Annotated in this window: 16 protein-coding genes; 4 read left to right on the top strand and 12 right to left on the bottom strand. The window is 32.3% G+C overall.

What is annotated here, in order from left to right; genetic code table 11:
- Positions 1-3: 3 nt before the first annotated feature.
- The 12 genes from B6C84_RS06240 to B6C84_RS06185 are packed head-to-tail and all read right to left on the bottom strand — an operon-like array spanning position 4 to position 9935.
- Complete coding sequence (locus tag B6C84_RS06240; protein ID WP_065578612.1) at positions 4-573, bottom strand: DUF3261 domain-containing protein; 570 nt, start codon at positions 571-573, stop codon at positions 4-6.
- A 30-nt stretch (positions 574-603) separates the two neighbouring features.
- The gene (locus B6C84_RS06235; protein ID WP_086320581.1) at positions 604-2913 is read right to left on the bottom strand and encodes an MMPL family transporter; all 2310 of its coding nucleotides are present in this window, start codon (positions 2911-2913) and stop codon (positions 604-606) included.
- Positions 2891-3496, bottom strand: coding sequence for an outer membrane lipoprotein carrier protein LolA (locus B6C84_RS06230; RefSeq protein ID WP_217332130.1), 606 nt, complete (start codon positions 3494-3496; stop codon positions 2891-2893). Before B6C84_RS06230 ends, B6C84_RS06235 begins: the two co-directional genes overlap by 23 nt.
- Complete coding sequence (locus B6C84_RS06225; RefSeq protein WP_086320580.1) at positions 3493-3915, bottom strand: acyl-CoA thioesterase; 423 nt, start codon at positions 3913-3915, stop codon at positions 3493-3495. The genes B6C84_RS06230 and B6C84_RS06225 overlap by 4 nt, the downstream gene beginning before the upstream one ends.
- Entirely contained in the window at positions 3908-5641 is a 1734-nt protein-coding gene (locus tag B6C84_RS06220; RefSeq protein ID WP_086320579.1) for a glycosyltransferase family 2 protein, read from the bottom strand. The genes B6C84_RS06225 and B6C84_RS06220 overlap by 8 nt, the downstream gene beginning before the upstream one ends.
- A complete protein-coding gene (locus tag B6C84_RS06215; protein ID WP_034904374.1) occupies positions 5632-5994 on the bottom strand; it encodes an ApeI family dehydratase in 363 nt (120 codons plus the stop codon). The genes B6C84_RS06220 and B6C84_RS06215 overlap by 10 nt, the downstream gene beginning before the upstream one ends.
- On the bottom strand, positions 5991-7361 hold the full coding sequence (locus B6C84_RS06210; RefSeq protein ID WP_086320578.1) for an AMP-binding protein: 1371 nt from the start codon (positions 7359-7361) through the stop codon (positions 5991-5993). Before B6C84_RS06210 ends, B6C84_RS06215 begins: the two co-directional genes overlap by 4 nt.
- Positions 7331-7894 carry a COG4648 family protein gene (locus B6C84_RS06205; protein WP_034904284.1) on the bottom strand — a complete coding sequence of 188 codons (564 nt, stop codon included), beginning with the start codon at positions 7892-7894 and terminating at the stop codon, positions 7331-7333. The genes B6C84_RS06210 and B6C84_RS06205 overlap by 31 nt, the downstream gene beginning before the upstream one ends.
- Positions 7895-7898: 4 nt before the next feature.
- A complete protein-coding gene (locus B6C84_RS06200; protein WP_034904287.1) occupies positions 7899-8147 on the bottom strand; it encodes an acyl carrier protein in 249 nt (82 codons plus the stop codon).
- 15 nt (positions 8148-8162) lie between these two features.
- Entirely contained in the window at positions 8163-8417 is a 255-nt protein-coding gene (locus B6C84_RS06195) for a phosphopantetheine-binding protein (RefSeq protein WP_065578618.1), read from the bottom strand.
- A 19-nt stretch (positions 8418-8436) separates the two neighbouring features.
- Positions 8437-9234: a lysophospholipid acyltransferase family protein gene (locus tag B6C84_RS06190; protein ID WP_065578619.1), complete on the bottom strand. Its 798-nt coding sequence runs from the start codon at positions 9232-9234 to the stop codon at positions 8437-8439.
- Positions 9216-9935 (bottom strand): beta-ketoacyl synthase chain length factor, encoded by a 720-nt coding sequence (locus tag B6C84_RS06185; RefSeq protein WP_065578620.1) that lies wholly within the window; start codon positions 9933-9935, stop codon positions 9216-9218. Before B6C84_RS06185 ends, B6C84_RS06190 begins: the two co-directional genes overlap by 19 nt.
- 120 nt (positions 9936-10055) lie before the next feature.
- Between B6C84_RS06185 and B6C84_RS06180 the strand changes: the two genes are divergently transcribed.
- The 4 genes from B6C84_RS06180 (at position 10056) to B6C84_RS06165 (ending at position 15195) form a co-directional block, all read left to right on the top strand.
- On the top strand, positions 10056-11141 hold the full coding sequence (locus B6C84_RS06180) for a methyltransferase (protein ID WP_108720845.1): 1086 nt from the start codon (positions 10056-10058) through the stop codon (positions 11139-11141).
- A gap of 26 nt (positions 11142-11167) precedes the next feature.
- Complete coding sequence (locus B6C84_RS06175; RefSeq protein ID WP_034904273.1) at positions 11168-11566, top strand: hypothetical protein; 399 nt, start codon at positions 11168-11170, stop codon at positions 11564-11566.
- 297 nt (positions 11567-11863) lie between these two features.
- Positions 11864-13564, top strand: coding sequence for an aspartate-alanine antiporter (gene aspT, locus B6C84_RS06170; RefSeq protein ID WP_086320577.1), 1701 nt, complete (start codon positions 11864-11866; stop codon positions 13562-13564).
- 29 nt (positions 13565-13593) lie between these two features.
- Positions 13594-15195 carry a bifunctional aspartate transaminase/aspartate 4-decarboxylase gene (locus B6C84_RS06165; protein WP_086320576.1) on the top strand — a complete coding sequence of 534 codons (1602 nt, stop codon included), beginning with the start codon at positions 13594-13596 and terminating at the stop codon, positions 15193-15195.
- The last annotated feature ends 55 nt before the right edge of the window (positions 15196-15250 follow it).

Genomic DNA, 15250 nt, shown 5'->3' with positions numbered 1-15250 from the left:
CTATTATTGTTCCATACTCTGAATTGCAATTTGATAACCAAATACAGCATGTTCAATTTTAATTGGTTTGCGTATAACAGTTGAGGACTGTTTATTATAGGTGATATTAATAATGGTTTCGTGTAGGTCATTAATAAGTGTTCTAGATAAATCTTTATCAATGAGCTGCCAATTGCTAGGTAATACTTTTTGCCATGCAACTGTTGGCAAAATGCTTAACATGATGTCCGATAATACTTGTTCTGGTGGAGGTAGTTGTTGGATAAATAAATGTTGTTTCGCTTTGACTTCACTGCCGTTATATTGGATTTCAAATAGACGAATACCGATAGTAGAAAGTCCCATTACAGTTAAATGGTTGTTTTTGATGTCAACGATTGTGATAATTGAGTTTTCTTGATTATTGTATTTAAAAGTTAACAATTGTTGATCGTGATAATCTTGGTTGAGATCTAATTTTGGCAAGTTAACTTTAGTTCCTTTGGTCAACCAAGCTTCTGATTTAGGTTGAGATGAGCAAGCTGAAATCAATAGACTTAATAATAATAAAGTTAAATTTAAATATTTCTTCATCCTTTTATACCTAATATTTCATTATTCGTTTTATTTATTATTGATAACTAATGGAGCAAATAAAAAAGCAGTAAAAATGCCACTGGTTAATACCAATCCAAACCCCTTGATTGCGACAGTATGGCTTATTATTAATAGGCCAAAAGATAATATTGTGGTTAACGCAGCCATAAAAACTGCTAATAACGCACTTTGAGTTTGGCTTTTATCATTACTAAGAAATAAACTATAGTCGATACCAATACCAATAACAAGAATTAGTGCTAACATTGAGAATAAATTAAGAGTTTGATTAGTTATGCCATGCATAGCTAATGCGATACCAATCGATAATAAGGTTGGCAATGTGCTTTTTAATGCTGCTTTTAAACCATATTTACGATGATAGAATATAAAACATAGGCAAATAATAGTTACTGCTCCAGCAATAAGTTGAGATAAGTGTATTCTATAAAAGGTAAACATAGTGTTAAATTCATCTCGACGATCAAGCCAATAAATACCTTTATCAATTTCAGATAATTTTTTAATTTCACTGATATTTTTAATACCGCTAATTGGAATTAAAGTAGCACTTTGTCCTGTTTGTAAGGTTAACCAAAGTAATTTTCTCCCCTGACTAAGTTCACTTTGTAGCCATTCCTCTGGTGTAATAATCGCTTGTTTCTTATTAAGGTCAGGTAACTTAGTTTTAATTCCCATTTGCGTTAATGAGGATAAAATTTCTGGACTGTATTGTTTTACTAATTCAATATTTTGTTGTTGTTTTTGTATCGAAGGTAAATTTATACTTTGATATTGTTCAAAATAACCTGCTAATTTGGCTTTTTCAAGTTTGAGTGAAAACTGTTCTAGTCGTTGCAAGGTTTGTTCAGCTGTATCACCAAACACGATAAACCATTTTTGATCAGTTGTCTGATGGGTGATGCTGATAATTTTTTGTTCTTGTTGTTGTAATTGTACTGGTAATGCTTGTAGTTTTCCAATATCGTCATCGACCTTTAAATTAATTAAGCCATAACCAATAAATAATACTGCAATCGATACCATTAACCATTGCATCTGTTTATATTGCCATAAATTTAACCAGCGATTTAATAATTTATAACCAACATGTTCACGGACAGGCAATTTGTTAACTAGTAATGGATACCAGCATATGACGGTTAAAAAAGCACCTATCAGGCCAAATACTGCAAATATTGATAGCTGTTTCAAACCGGGAAAAGGTGCAATTAATAGAATAATATAAGCAATAAAACTTGTGCACAGGGCTAAAGTTAGCGTTGATATTAGTTTTTTTAAACTGGCATAAGGTGATTCTTGATTACCATGTAACAGTCGTTCTGTTAAGTAGTGAAGTGAATAATCAACGGTTATACCTATGACACTAGTGCTCATAACTAGTGTCATAATATGAATTTCACCAAATAGAGTTAAAACCGCAATTAAACCACAAATTAAACCAATAAAAATTGACAGTAAAGATAGAATTATCGGCCTTATGGATCGAAATATACTAATAATTAATATTACTATACCGATGATTGATAGACTACCAATTGTGGTTATATCATCTTTAGCTTCACTACTTGCATAATCGCTGTAAAACAGCACACCTCTTTTTAAAATTTCAACATTAGGCCATTGTTCATGTAATTGTTTGGTAAGATCACTTAACTGACTGGTAATCTTATGCGATTGACTCATATTAAATGATGAATCACTTAGTTCAGCGTAAATCATATACCATTGATTGCCTTGGTTATCTTGTCCAGACAACCGGTTATTTTGGATAGTCAACCCACCTGAGTTTGCTAGTTGATTTAATTGTGATGAGCGTGTAAGTAAAAGCGGATCATTTTCTAATTCGGTAGCACTTATCCCACTAAATGGAGAATATAATTGGCTTTGAATCCAATTTAGTTGCGTATGATTTTTCAATCTTTCGCTGGTTTTTATGTCGAGCAATTGGTAGCGATATTTAAATGCAAACTCTCCCCATTTTTTTTGAAATTGTTCATCGAAATAACCATTTACTTCGCCGATGAAAGATTGTTTTTTTAAAGTTTGGTACCACCAATTTACTGGCTCTAATTCATTATTTGCAGGCTTAATTAACCAGACTAACTGTTTGTCCAATCGATTTTGGAAGCCATCAATGAGTTCAGTCGGAACATTGTTGGTTTGTTCTTTGGGTAATAAAGATAAAACGCTACTATTGATTTTACTGTTAACTAAAAGATTATATGCAGTAAAAATCAGACAGATTGCGATTATTAACCATAGAATTGCTCTTCTTGTTAATATTAATCGATTATCGGAATAACAATTGTTCATTTTGACTTAATTTCGTTGTTTTATGATTTGCGAATGTCAGTTCTGTTTTATCGTTTTGCATATCATTAATGGTAACTTTTTCTAAATAAGATTTACCATTGAGAATTATCTGTTTGAAAATTTTGTTTAAGGGCGCCAATTTAGGTTGTAGTGTTACGGTCCAATATTTATTTTGTTCGGTAACTGTTATATCAAAATTACTTTCAAGCATATCTTTATCGGCAGTGAAAATTGCTGTTAGTAGTTGATTAAATTGAAAAAGTTGTGGTTGTTTTTCTGCTGTTATCACTTCTGGTTCTTGGCCTTCTATTCGTTGTTCCATCCGTTGTTGATTCATTTTTAATGTCATCGCAAAAGGTGTCTTTTGTTGCCACCATAATCCTAATTCTTTGGATATGATCATTTTTCCTGTTGAATGAATGGGTGCAGTTAAACCATTAATATAGCGATCTTGAACAAAATCAGCACGAACAACTTGGTTTTTACTAAATAACTGTTGTAAATCAGTTAACGTTATTGCACTGGATATAGTTGAAAAGGTCAAGAGTAGCATCGAGAATAAAATAGTAAGGTATTTTTTCATTTGATTAATCCAAAACATTGCAAAAATATGTCAGGTGTGACAAAGGTCATTTCTTGATTAGCAGCCGATACAGCAACTTGAATTGTGTAGCCTGATGTCGTTTTTTTACCTGTTTTTTTGTCTTTTATTAGGTAGCTTATTTTTATTCTATGCTCATATTCTTCAAGTTTGGCATTAATTTCTAAAGTTTGTTCAGCTAGCGCTGGTGCGGTATATTTGATTTTGGCATCAACAATAGGCCATAGATAACCAGAATCAATCATTTCTTTATAACCATAGTTAAATTTTCTAAATAAGGCTTCGCGAGCTTTTTCGAAAAATTTAAGATAATTACCATGCCAAACAACACCCATAGCATCAGTATCATGAAAAGATGGGGTATAGTCGATTGTGATATAGCAGTTGTTAAAATTATTCATCTTTATTTCTAAGTGTTTCAGGTGGATTAAATTGCCAAAAATCGAAAAAATTGAACCAATCAAGTGGCGATTGTAGACAATAATGTTCTAGTCTATTAGCGTAAAGTTGTACAGTTTGTTCAAGTTCTTCTTGTCTGTTTTTTCTTGATAGTTTTAACTCATCAGTAAAGTGTTCAAGGTATATTTGGAATCGCCCGTTTGGTTTTAATCCCCAGCAAAAGTAAACAGGAAATTTTAATGCAGAAGATAATACAAACGGTCCTTTAGGAAAGGGAGCAGGTTTACCAAGAAAGTTTGCCCAAATAATTGAGTTTTCGGGTACTCTCTGATATGGATTAACCGAAGTCCTATCTGCAATGATAGCGACCCATTCACCAGCTTCTAGTTTTTGCTGAAGTAATATGGCTGTATCTGCACCTAAAGTTGCGACTTCAATTAAATTAATAATCGAAGCTTCATTAACTTGTTTTAATACTTGATTAAATCGTACTGCATTACGTTTATGAACTAGGGCATTAATTTTCACATTATGTGATATTTCAGCTAGTGCTCGACACATTTCAATATCACCTAGATGGGAACAAATTAATATAATGCCTTTTTGTTCCGAAACTAACTTTAAAAATTCGTTTTTATTCGGTGCATAAATGTCATCAAGTTTTATATCACCTTGCCAGCTGGCAAGTTTGTCTAAGAGTGATTCACCAAAATGTTGAAAATGTTGGAAAGAAGTTAATTTTTTCTTCTCTATTAAAGGAACATTTTGATATTGTTTAAGAATTTTTTCTAAATATATTTTGGATGCTTGCCGTTGTTTTTTTCCAGTTAACCAGAAATAACTAATTACCGGGAACATGATTATTTGAGCCGCTCGACGACCTAATAAGCGATATAACATTAAAATTAATTTAATACCAAATAGACCTTTACGTTCTTCAGTTTGTGACCAGTGCGTATTTTTATTTTTCTTCAATCGGTTATGTTTTATTAATTTTGGTATTCGTGGCAACATGCCCAAAAAAAGTCGTGTATGCATCCAAGAAATTAATAGATTATCTTTGAATGCTTTAAAGTGAGAGATACCATCAACAGGATAAGTCACCTGTGTCGGTACAAAAACCGAATCAATGCCTTGCCAATATAATCGAACCATGATGTCGGTATCAAAATCCATTTTTTTACCAATTTGGTATTGTTTTATCAGTTTACATGTTGGTTTTAAAGGATAAATACGAAACCCACACATACTGTCTTTTATATTAAAAGATAAGGTTTCTATCCATACCCAAAAATGGGTTATATACCTCGCAATGAGGCGATGTTTTGGTACTGAATCATCATAGACAGGACAACCAGATATCAATGCATTTGGGTTTAATTTAGATTGTTCAATAAGCTGCTTTACAATTTTGCTATCATGTTGCCCATCAGCATCAATCTGTATGGCATAATCAAAATTTTGATTAAATGCATGGTTAAACCCACACATAACAGCCGCACCTTTACCTTTATTTGAAGATAATCGAACTAAATTTACCCATGGGTATTGATTACTGATTTCAATTAGTTTTTGTGCTTGCTCATATGCGCTACCATCATCAATTAAAAAGCAAGGAATATGGTATTGCTCAATATTTTTGAGTACATTGACTAATGCATCACTATGATTATAACAAGGGATAATAAAACAGTAACTATCAGACAAGTGCGGTGCTACTACTGACATAGGGTAAGCTTTCCTGTACTTGCTATTTTATTGTTATTGTACTGGGTAATAAAACTATAAGTGAATTTTAGTTTTTGGGTGTCTTTATCCCAAATTAAGGTTAATTTTAGATGATCATTGGGTAATATCGGTGATTGAAATTTTACTACTTCAATAGATGATATTGATAAATTAGAATTGAATAGCTTTTGGGCATAACTAATAACCCAATTAAGCTGTGTCACCCCAGGCAATACTGGTTGTGTAGGGAAATGCCCTTGAAACCAAAAAAGATCTGATGGTATGGTCATTTCAATATTAGCTTCTGTTTCAGTTTTTATAATGTTTATTTCTGTGGCTAACTCTTTTTTCATATCTTATCTGTTGCATCAAATAATGCTTTTAAGTCAGTATAAGTGCATTTACCCTGTGAATTTTTCGGAAAATTTTCAATAAAACGCCATTTTTTGGGCGTTTCAACTAATGATAATGTATCTTTTATTAAATGTCGAAAATATTGTGTAAGTTTAAAGTGGTTAAAGTTATCTATCTCTTTACTGTTGGTTGAGTCTATTTTGATAATGGCGCCTAAAATAGTTCGATTATTTTGTTCTAATGGAATAACAATTACTTCTTCAACTACTGCTAGTTTATTTATTTGCTTTTCTATAAATGTAAGGGATAGGCGCTGTTCGGCAATCTTGACTATTTTATCTATGCGACCTTTTAAATAGAATTTCGTATCATCTATTTTTTGTAATTTATCGCTTAGTAATTCAGCTTGCTGCAGTAATGGTGATATCAATAGTGGTTGATGATCTGAGGTGTATTTTATTTGAATTGGATAAAAAAGTTCCCAAGGCGTATTTAACGATTTTTGCTTTCTTTTTGCTATAATTCCTGTTTCACTTGAACCATAAATTTCACAAGGTAATACGTTGAAATTTTGTAAGCAAAATTGAGCATTGTCGAAACTCAGTTTTCCGCCAGAAGAAAACACATTTTCACACTTAATAATCGGTAATTTATTATCTAAATTTTTAACAATTGATGGCGTTGTAATGTAAGTTATTTTTTTTGATTGGTAAGTTGCTAATTGTTCTTGATAGAGTATTGTTTCGCATACAAAAGGTATTTTACAACTTAACGATAACATTATTTTAAAAGTTAACCCATACATATGTTCATGTGACACAGAAGCAACAAATAGATCATTGGTTGGTCCGCCTAAATTATTTATTAATATCGCAATTTCATTTTCAAGTTGAGAAATTGATTTCTCAATTGGTTTGGGTAATCCAGTTGAACCTGAGGTAAATAATGTCAATGATGTTTGTTTAAAGTTTGGATTGATTGTACTAATTTTCTCATCTAGTTGAGGCTGATTGATATCAATGATTGGTAGCGTAGTTGGTAAATTAATATTTGCGATATCGATATCAGTTAATATTGCCTGATAATAGTGTTGTAACTCAATATAGTTAGGATTTAGTAGCAGTGGATGTTTTCCTGAATATAGGAGAGCGAAAAGTCCTGCAACAAAATTAAAACTGTCATCCATGAATAAAACCCAGTTTTTTTCTGGATGTTTTCTGATTTTGCTGATAATAGTATTGGTTAGTTTTTTTAAATCACCAACTGTTAGTGGTTGGTGTTTTCTGTATGCTATTATTTCATAATCAGGGCGTAATAATTGCTCCGATAATAAAACTAATGTTTTAGTTTTTGACGAACAATCCATTCTCCCCCCATTAATAGTCCAGTAAAGATATAACTTATTAATCCGTTATATATTGTCCACCAATACATATCATTAATGAAACATGTAATTAGTGCAATTGAACCATTTAATATAAAAAGTAAACACCAACAAATAGTTACTTTTCTTGTATATTTAATTGTACTCGGTGTTAAATTACCTTCTTTTAATCTGGCAAATTTTTCAATAATATTTTGTGGTTGATATAATGAGTAGCCAAAAAAGATTAAGAATAGTAGGTTAGTTGCTACAGGGTAATAAAGTAAGAATTGAAATTCGTTAAATATCCAACTAATTAATGCTAATAACAACCCAAAGCACGTTACAACTTTAGCTAACCAACCTATATTTGAAAATAAATTGGGTAATGTAATTAGTCTCAATATTAACAATGTAACAATACATAAAATAGCAATATTGATTACTTGATATTTGAAAGATAAGTAAATAACTAAAGGGTAGCAAAACAGGATAACCCCTGTTATTGCTTTTATTATTAACTTTACCTTATTCATTATGCTATTTGGTATTCATTAAATTGTCTACTGCATCAACAACGTCTTGAACGGTTCTAACTGCTTTAAATGTTTCTGGATCGACTTTTTTACCAATCTTTTTTTGTAAATGTACGACTAAATCTACAGCATCAATACTGTCTAAGTCTAATTCTTCAAAAAGTTTAGATTCTGGCTTAATCTGATCGGCAGGTAATTCAAAAAGTTGCACTAGTGCAGATTGAACTTGTTGAAAAATTTGTTGCTTATCCATTAAAAAACTTCCTTATTACTGTTGAGAACTAATTAAATCAGCTAAAGTTGCAACTGAGTAAAATGCTTTTTTGGTTTCTTCACTTTCAGATGATAAAACAATACCATATTGATTTTTGATCGCAAGACCTAGTTCTAGTGCGTCTATTGAATCTAAACCTAATCCATCTCCAAATAGTGGAGCTTGGGTATCAATATCTTCAGGTGTGATATCTTCTAAATTAAGAACATCAATTATTAATGCCTTTATATCATGATGTAGAGTTTCCATTTTATTTCCTTTGTATCTGTTATTCTTTTAATTGTTCTAGGGTTAACAATGATGCAAGATGTCTTGTCAGTTTTCTTGCGGCAATAGTGGTATTTTGGTCTAAAAAGTCTTCAATTTTAATCTTTTCACCGACATTGATATTGAAAACTGCCTTTCTTTTAGGAATGTCATACCATTTTTGTTGTTTTATCAACCAAGGTGGATTGCATTGAATATGTATGATTCGAATATCTGCATGGCAACGTAATGCTATGTTTGCAGCACCTCTTTGTAATGTTATAGGGTTATTGGGTATGCTTCTTGTTCCTTCTGGGAAAATCAAAATTTTACCCTTGTTAGACAAGATTTCGTTGCATTGTGGTAGTATCCTGCTTGATTCTCCATTAAGAATATAACCTGCCGTTTTAATAATGCGACTGATGAAAATATTATTAAGTAAAGCTCCTTTAACCAAGCAATCACATCTACGCATAACGGATACCAGCAATACTACATCTAATAAAGAGGGATGATTTGCAATGATTAAACATCCTTCATCGTGTTTTAATTTTTCAATTCCTGTAAATTGATAATTAAAAATACCTAGATATTTTATTATCCACAAAAATACTTTAAAACTTATACTAATGCTATATTGAGCAATTATTGTTCTTTTTTGTTTATTCCATACGAATAACCTCAATAAACTAAACCAGATTATCGAAAGAACGATTAACCCATAAAGACCAAATATAATAAAACCCAATGCAGTTGCGAATAATCGCCACCACTGATTTAAGGTATATGGTTTTCGTTTTTTTATGTATTGAGAGTCCATTGCCAATCTTGAGATAAACCTTTTATGATGAATTGTTGCTGTTTATTTAAAAATGCATTTAAAAAAGCTAACGATTGAGGATAGTCGATTTGATTTGATTGTGATGTTTTTTCAATACTTTGACAAGTAAATTGATTACCTTTAGTTAAAATATATCCTACCGCATAGTAAGGAATTAATTGGTGAACAATTGTTTGATAAGATTGAGGTATCATACCATCAAAATCAATTAATAGTACTTTTTTATCTTTTTGAAGTAATATCGGTAGTGCTTCTAACAAACTTTGCTGAAAACTATCATCATTTGCACTAAGTGAAGTGACGGGCACTTTTTGTTTGGCAATAATCGTGAATAATCCTGATGCTGTATTATGTACTGATAATGCGAAGTCAGTTGGTGAAATATCAACATTTTGATTTAATGCTGTAAGTATTTTATATGTTCTTTCAAGTTCACCATGCCTACTTGAGAATATTGCTAAGTCAAGTTTGTTATTTTCAATAAGCTCCAAACCAACTTCAACTGCTAGGCGAGATGAAATACTCATCCTCCTTGCTTGCATCATAGGTAGTTTATTGAGTTTGGGTAGTGGTAAATCCCAATTGTGGTTAATCTGTTTTGACCATAATTGCCAGTCAGATTTAGAAGATAAACCCGCAGATAAAGCAAACCAATTTTCGATTGAAAAAGAAAATTTCATAGTAATGTTTTTAATTAATTCTTTACTTAGTTACTTTTTGTAATATTATTAAATCAATAATTCTTGAGAAACATCAAATTTAATTTATACAATACAGTAAAACAATAAAAAGGCAAGAGATTGACAGAACAAGAAAACAGCAAGTATGGATTTAATAAAGAAATTTATACTGCATTAGAAGCAATTACAGAAGCCCAAAAAATTGCCTTTGCACCAATTTTATTCCAAGCAATCATCGCTATTAAAAATCATGGGATTTTATCTCAAATTGATCAGGCTGGAAAAAATGGTATTAACTTAGATGACCTAACTAAAAAAGTTTCTTTATCTTCTTACGCAATTGAACTACTGTTAGATGTTGCACTTAGCATACGTGTCATTTATCAACAAGATTCAAACTATATTTTAGGTAAAATAGGTCATTTTTTATTACATGACAAAATGACAGAAGTTAACCTCAATTTTTCCCAAGATATTTGCTATCAAAGCATGTTTTTTCTTCAAGAAGCGCTTGAAAAGGGTGAACCAAGCGGCTTGAAAATTTTTGGTGAGGGAAAAACGATTTATCCAATATTACAATCATTACCAAAACAAGCTAAAAAAAGTTGGTTCGAGTTCGATCATTTTTATTCGGATCACTCTTTTCCTGCTGCTTTGCCTTATATTATTCAATTAAAACCAAAACATATTTATGATATTGGTGGAAACACAGGTAAATGGGCGATTTTTTGTGCTAAGCATTTAGAGAAAACTCAAGTAACAATCTTAGATTTACCTGAACAAATAGCTGTCGCTAACGAAAACATCAAACAAGCAGGTTATGATGATCGTATTGATGGTGTCTCTGTTAATTTATTGGATGCTCAAATTTTACCCAATCAAGCAGATGTATGGTGGATGAGTCAGTTTCTAGATTGCTTTAGTTTGGATCAAATTACCCAGATATTAAAATTAATCCATCGTAGTATGCATGATGATGCTACAGTCTGTATTATGGATCTTTTTTGGGATCGTCAAAATTTTGAAGCAGGAGCTTTAAGCTTAAATGCTTCCTCTCTCTATTTTACCTGTTTAGCTAACGGTAATAGTCGTTTTTATCATTCTAAAGTGTTTTATCAATGTTTAAATGAAGCTGGTTTTCACGTTGAGAAAGATATTGATGGACTTGGATTTGGTCATACTTTACTTATATGTAAAAAACGTTAATAAAAATAATCTTAAAGGAGTAAACAATGAAATTTTTTAAATATATTGCTGCATTTTTCTTAGTTTCACTATTATTTGGTTGTGCCGGTAAATATCAAGCACCACACAATATCACTACCCCTGTTAGTGGTTTAACTAAAGAACAGGTTAAACAAGCTATTTTGGATAGTGGAACAAAAGGTAAAGCAGCATTCGGTACTTGGAAAATGGAAGTCTTAAATAGCAATACAATTAGAGGTCATTTATTCAACCGTAAATTTGAAATTGTAGTTGATATCCCTTATTCTGCAACAAGTTACTCAATCAATTACGTGTCTGTTAGTCCAAACTTGCAAGATAGTAAAGGAAAAGTACATCGTAATTACAATCGTTGGGTAAATAATCTTGATGTTAAAATTAGAGAAAGTCTTTTCAGAGCTAAATAAAAATTTAATCTAAAAATAATTTTTATTTTCAAAGAAAGAACGACTAAGCCCAAAATTTGTTTGGGCTTTTTTATGTTGAATTCATTGTTGATATTATATTTTTCTATTTAATATTTTAGACAATATAATGTTATTTACTGACAATAATATTAATTGTTAAAATTAACTATCTATTCTTGGTATTGAAGTTTAAAATATATCCATATTCATAAATTAGTATGAATATTATTCAAGTTCCAATCTTTTCTTTTCTATCTTTTTCTATTTCATAAATCTTAGCACTTGAGGACAATTATTATGTTTCAATGGCTTTCAAATTGGATTTTAGATGGACTTAAGCATTCACCCGAAATACTTTTATTTCTCTCTTTAAGCTTAGGGTATTTGATTGGTGGAATTCGAATTGGTAAATTTCAATTAGGTGGTGTTGCTGGTTCATTATTGGTAGCAGTGGCATTAAGTGTATTTGGTGTTACTGTCGATGCTGGCGTTAAAGCGGTGCTTTTCGCTTTATTTATCTATGCTGTTGGTTTCGAAAGTGGACCACAATTCTTCCGTTCATTAGGAGTTAAAACTCTACGTGAAATCTTTTTAGCATTATTTATTGCTGTTGCTGGTTTTGTAACGGTAGTAGTTTTAGCCAAATTATTCAATTTAGATAAAGGTCTTGCTGCTGGTTTAGCTGCAGGAGGATTAACACAATCTGCCATTATGGGTACGGCATCTGATGCGCTAACTCAGCTAGGCTTAAGCCCAGAAGAGTTAAGCCGATTACAAAGTAATGTAACCATTGGTTATGCAGTGACTTATATATTTGGTTCACTGGGCGCGATTATTGTCTGTGTTAACATTTTGCCGAAAATTATGGGGCGAGAAATTAACGACGATGCAATTAAGGCCGAAGCAGAACAATTACATGGCTCGCTTTTATTAGGTAGTGGTCAAAACTTTGCTTTATCTGATGTAACTGGTCGCTTATATCGTATTACTAATAAGGTTAATCAAACCGTTGAAAGTTTAGAAAAGGTGATTAATGGTATTAGTATTGAGCGAATCAAACGTGGCAATCGTATTATTGAAGCTGCACCAGAAACTTTATTAAAAGCCAAAGATATTATTTTGGTTGTTGGTCATCGGGATGCCATGATTGCTGCAGCTGATTTATTGGGTGAAGAAGTGAATTCAGCACAGGGTATGGATGTGGTGATGAATACCCAAGATGTTGAAATGCGTAATACTCGATATGTCGGTCAAAATTTAACGCAAGTGCTTTCATCTGACGAAGTGATGAAATTAAAGCATGGTATTTATTTAATTGCTGTTCATCGTGATGGACAACCATTGCCATTAAATAATGATATGGTATTTAAGTTAGGTGATGTTATTACCATTTATGGTACCGATGGTGATTTAAGGCGTGTGGTTGACAGAATTGGTGCGCCGATTACCAAAAGTGAAAAAACTGATTGGATATTCCATGGTTTAGGTCTTGTTGTTGGACTTATTATTGGTCTTATTGTGATCCGAGTCAGTGATATTCCAATCACTTTAGGTGCAGGTGGTGGTGCATTATTATCAGGTTTATTGTTTGGTTGGTATCGCTCTTTGCATCAAACTGTTGGCAATATTCCAACTGGAGCAGTGCAATTACTTAAAGACTTTGGTCTAGCTGGCTTCGTAGCCGTGGTTGGGCTAAGCTCAGGTTTACAAGCCATTAATACGATTAAAGATCAAGGTCTTTCATTATTCTTAATCGGTGTTGTGGTGACTTTATTGCCGATGTTACTTGGTATTTATTTTGGTAAGTATGTGCTAGGTTATAAAAATTCGGCTGTATTTGCCGGGGCTTTAGCTGGCTCTCGCAGTGCGAATCCTGCTTTTGGTGAAGTACTTAATAAAGCGGGTAACTCAACTCCTACCAATTCTTTTGCTATTACCTATGCTTTAGCTAATGTTTTCCTAACGTTATTAGGACCATTAGTTGTTGCTTTTGTTTAATTGACATCTCAAATTAAGGATACATGGTTATGAAAAGTAATAATGAATATGCAAAATATGCGAATTTAAGTCCTTTTGAATTGAAAGATAATTTAATTAAACTAGCACAAAGCCATACTGACCGTGTGATGTTAAATGCGGGGCGTGGTAATCCTAATTTTTTGGCAACATGGCCACGACAAGCATTTTTTCAACTTGGTGTTTTTGCGTTACAAGAATCCGAAATGTCTTTTTCATATATGAATGAAGGTGTCGGTGGTATGCCAATTAAGGCTGGTTTAACTGGTCGTTTTGAACATTTTGTTCGTCAAAATTATCAAACTCCGGGTGTGTCATTTTTAGGTAAAGCATTTTCTTATATTCGCGATCAGCTTGGCCTAGATGAAAATGCATTTTTACAAGAGATGGTGGAAGGTATTTTAGGTTGTAATTATCCTGTACCAGATAGAATGTTACGCTTTAGTGAAGAGGTAGTTAAAGCATATGTTCTCACTCAAATGGGGGCACAATATCTTGGTCGTGATGATCTGGATCTGTTTGCCGTTGAAGGCGGTACAGCAGCAATGGCTTATATTTTCAATTCTATGAAAGAAAATAACTTAATCCAAAAAGGTGACAAAATTGCCATTGGCGCACCTATTTTTACACCATATTTAGAAATTCCAGAGCTTAATGATTATCAATTAGTAGAGGTATTAGTTAACTCTGATCCTGATGCCAATTGGCAATATCCAGAAGCTGAATTACGGAAATTAGAAGATCCTGCTATTAAAGCTTTTTATTTAGTAAACCCATCTAATCCTCCATCAGTAAAAATTGATGATAAAAGCTTGCAGATCATTGCTGATATTGTGAAAAAACGTCCGGATTTAATTATTTTAACTGATGATGTTTATGGCACATTTGCTGATAATTTCCAATCCTTGTTTGCTATTTGTCCAAAAAATACCATTTTAGTTTATTCATTTTCTAAATACTTTGGGGCAACCGGTTGGCGTTTAGGTGTTATTGCAACAGCACGTGATAATATATTCGATAAAAAAATTAAGGCATTACCAAGCAAAACGAGACAGATTTTAAATAAACGCTATAGTTCTATTGTAACTGATCCTGAAAACCTAAAATTTATTGATCGTTTAGTGGCTGATAGCCGTGCAGTTGCACTAAATCATACCGCTGGGCTTTCAACTCCACAACAAGTACAAATGGTATTATTTGCATTGTGTGAGATGATGGATACCGATCAAAGTTATAAAGCTGCATTAAAATCATTGATCCGTCGTCGAGCGGCTTCGTTATATCAACATTTAGGACTTGCGCATCATACTGATGAAAACAGTGTTGATTACTATACCTTAATTGATCTAGAACATATTTGTCGAGAGCTTTATGATGACAAATTTGCTAAATGGATCCTAAAAAATAAGAATCCATCTGAGATGTTATTTAGAATTGCCGATGAAGCAGGGGTTGTTTTATTGCCAGGTAAAGGATTTGCAGTACAACATCCTTCGGCTCGAGCTTCATTAGCCAACTTAAATGAATATCAATATGCAGCGATTGGCTTATCAATGCGAAAACTTGCTCAAGAGTATTATGCTGAGTATCAAGGAAAAGCGAAGAAAAAATAGTTAATCACTTAGATTTATTCATCTATCTACATATCAAACCCTAGTTTAACTAGGG

Source organism: Gilliamella apis (assembly GCF_002142155.1).
In the GTDB taxonomy this organism is placed as follows: Bacteria; Pseudomonadota; Gammaproteobacteria; order Enterobacterales; family Orbaceae; genus Gilliamella; species Gilliamella apis.
Note: the sequence above shows the minus strand (reverse complement) of the source record. Positions and strands in the feature narration are given on the sequence as shown.

Excerpts from the sequence above, each read along its gene's own strand:
- B6C84_RS06215 (WP_034904374.1), bottom strand. The coding sequence starts at position 5,994 with ATGAAAAAAGAGTTAGCCACAGAAATAAACATTATAAAAACTGAAACA.
- B6C84_RS06230 (WP_217332130.1), bottom strand. The coding sequence starts at position 3,496 with ATGAAAAAATACCTTACTATTTTATTCTCGATGCTACTCTTGACCTTT.
- B6C84_RS06225 (WP_086320580.1), bottom strand. The coding sequence starts at position 3,915 with ATGAATAATTTTAACAACTGCTATATCACAATCGACTATACCCCATCT.
- B6C84_RS06165 (WP_086320576.1), top strand. The coding sequence starts at position 13,594 with ATGAAAAGTAATAATGAATATGCAAAATATGCGAATTTAAGTCCTTTT.
- B6C84_RS06210 (WP_086320578.1), bottom strand. The coding sequence starts at position 7,361 with ATGGATTGTTCGTCAAAAACTAAAACATTAGTTTTATTATCGGAGCAA.
- B6C84_RS06235 (WP_086320581.1), bottom strand. The coding sequence starts at position 2,913 with ATGAACAATTGTTATTCCGATAATCGATTAATATTAACAAGAAGAGCA.
- B6C84_RS06185 (WP_065578620.1), bottom strand. The coding sequence starts at position 9,935 with ATGAAATTTTCTTTTTCAATCGAAAATTGGTTTGCTTTATCTGCGGGT.
- B6C84_RS06195 (WP_065578618.1), bottom strand. The coding sequence starts at position 8,417 with ATGGAAACTCTACATCATGATATAAAGGCATTAATAATTGATGTTCTT.
- B6C84_RS06190 (WP_065578619.1), bottom strand. The coding sequence starts at position 9,234 with ATGGACTCTCAATACATAAAAAAACGAAAACCATATACCTTAAATCAG.
- B6C84_RS06205 (WP_034904284.1), bottom strand. The coding sequence starts at position 7,894 with ATGAATAAGGTAAAGTTAATAATAAAAGCAATAACAGGGGTTATCCTG.
- B6C84_RS06240 (WP_065578612.1), bottom strand. The coding sequence starts at position 573 with ATGAAGAAATATTTAAATTTAACTTTATTATTATTAAGTCTATTGATT.
- aspT (WP_086320577.1), top strand. The coding sequence starts at position 11,864 with ATGTTTCAATGGCTTTCAAATTGGATTTTAGATGGACTTAAGCATTCA.
- B6C84_RS06200 (WP_034904287.1), bottom strand. The coding sequence starts at position 8,147 with ATGGATAAGCAACAAATTTTTCAACAAGTTCAATCTGCACTAGTGCAA.
- B6C84_RS06220 (WP_086320579.1), bottom strand. The coding sequence starts at position 5,641 with ATGTCAGTAGTAGCACCGCACTTGTCTGATAGTTACTGTTTTATTATC.
- B6C84_RS06175 (WP_034904273.1), top strand. The coding sequence starts at position 11,168 with ATGAAATTTTTTAAATATATTGCTGCATTTTTCTTAGTTTCACTATTA.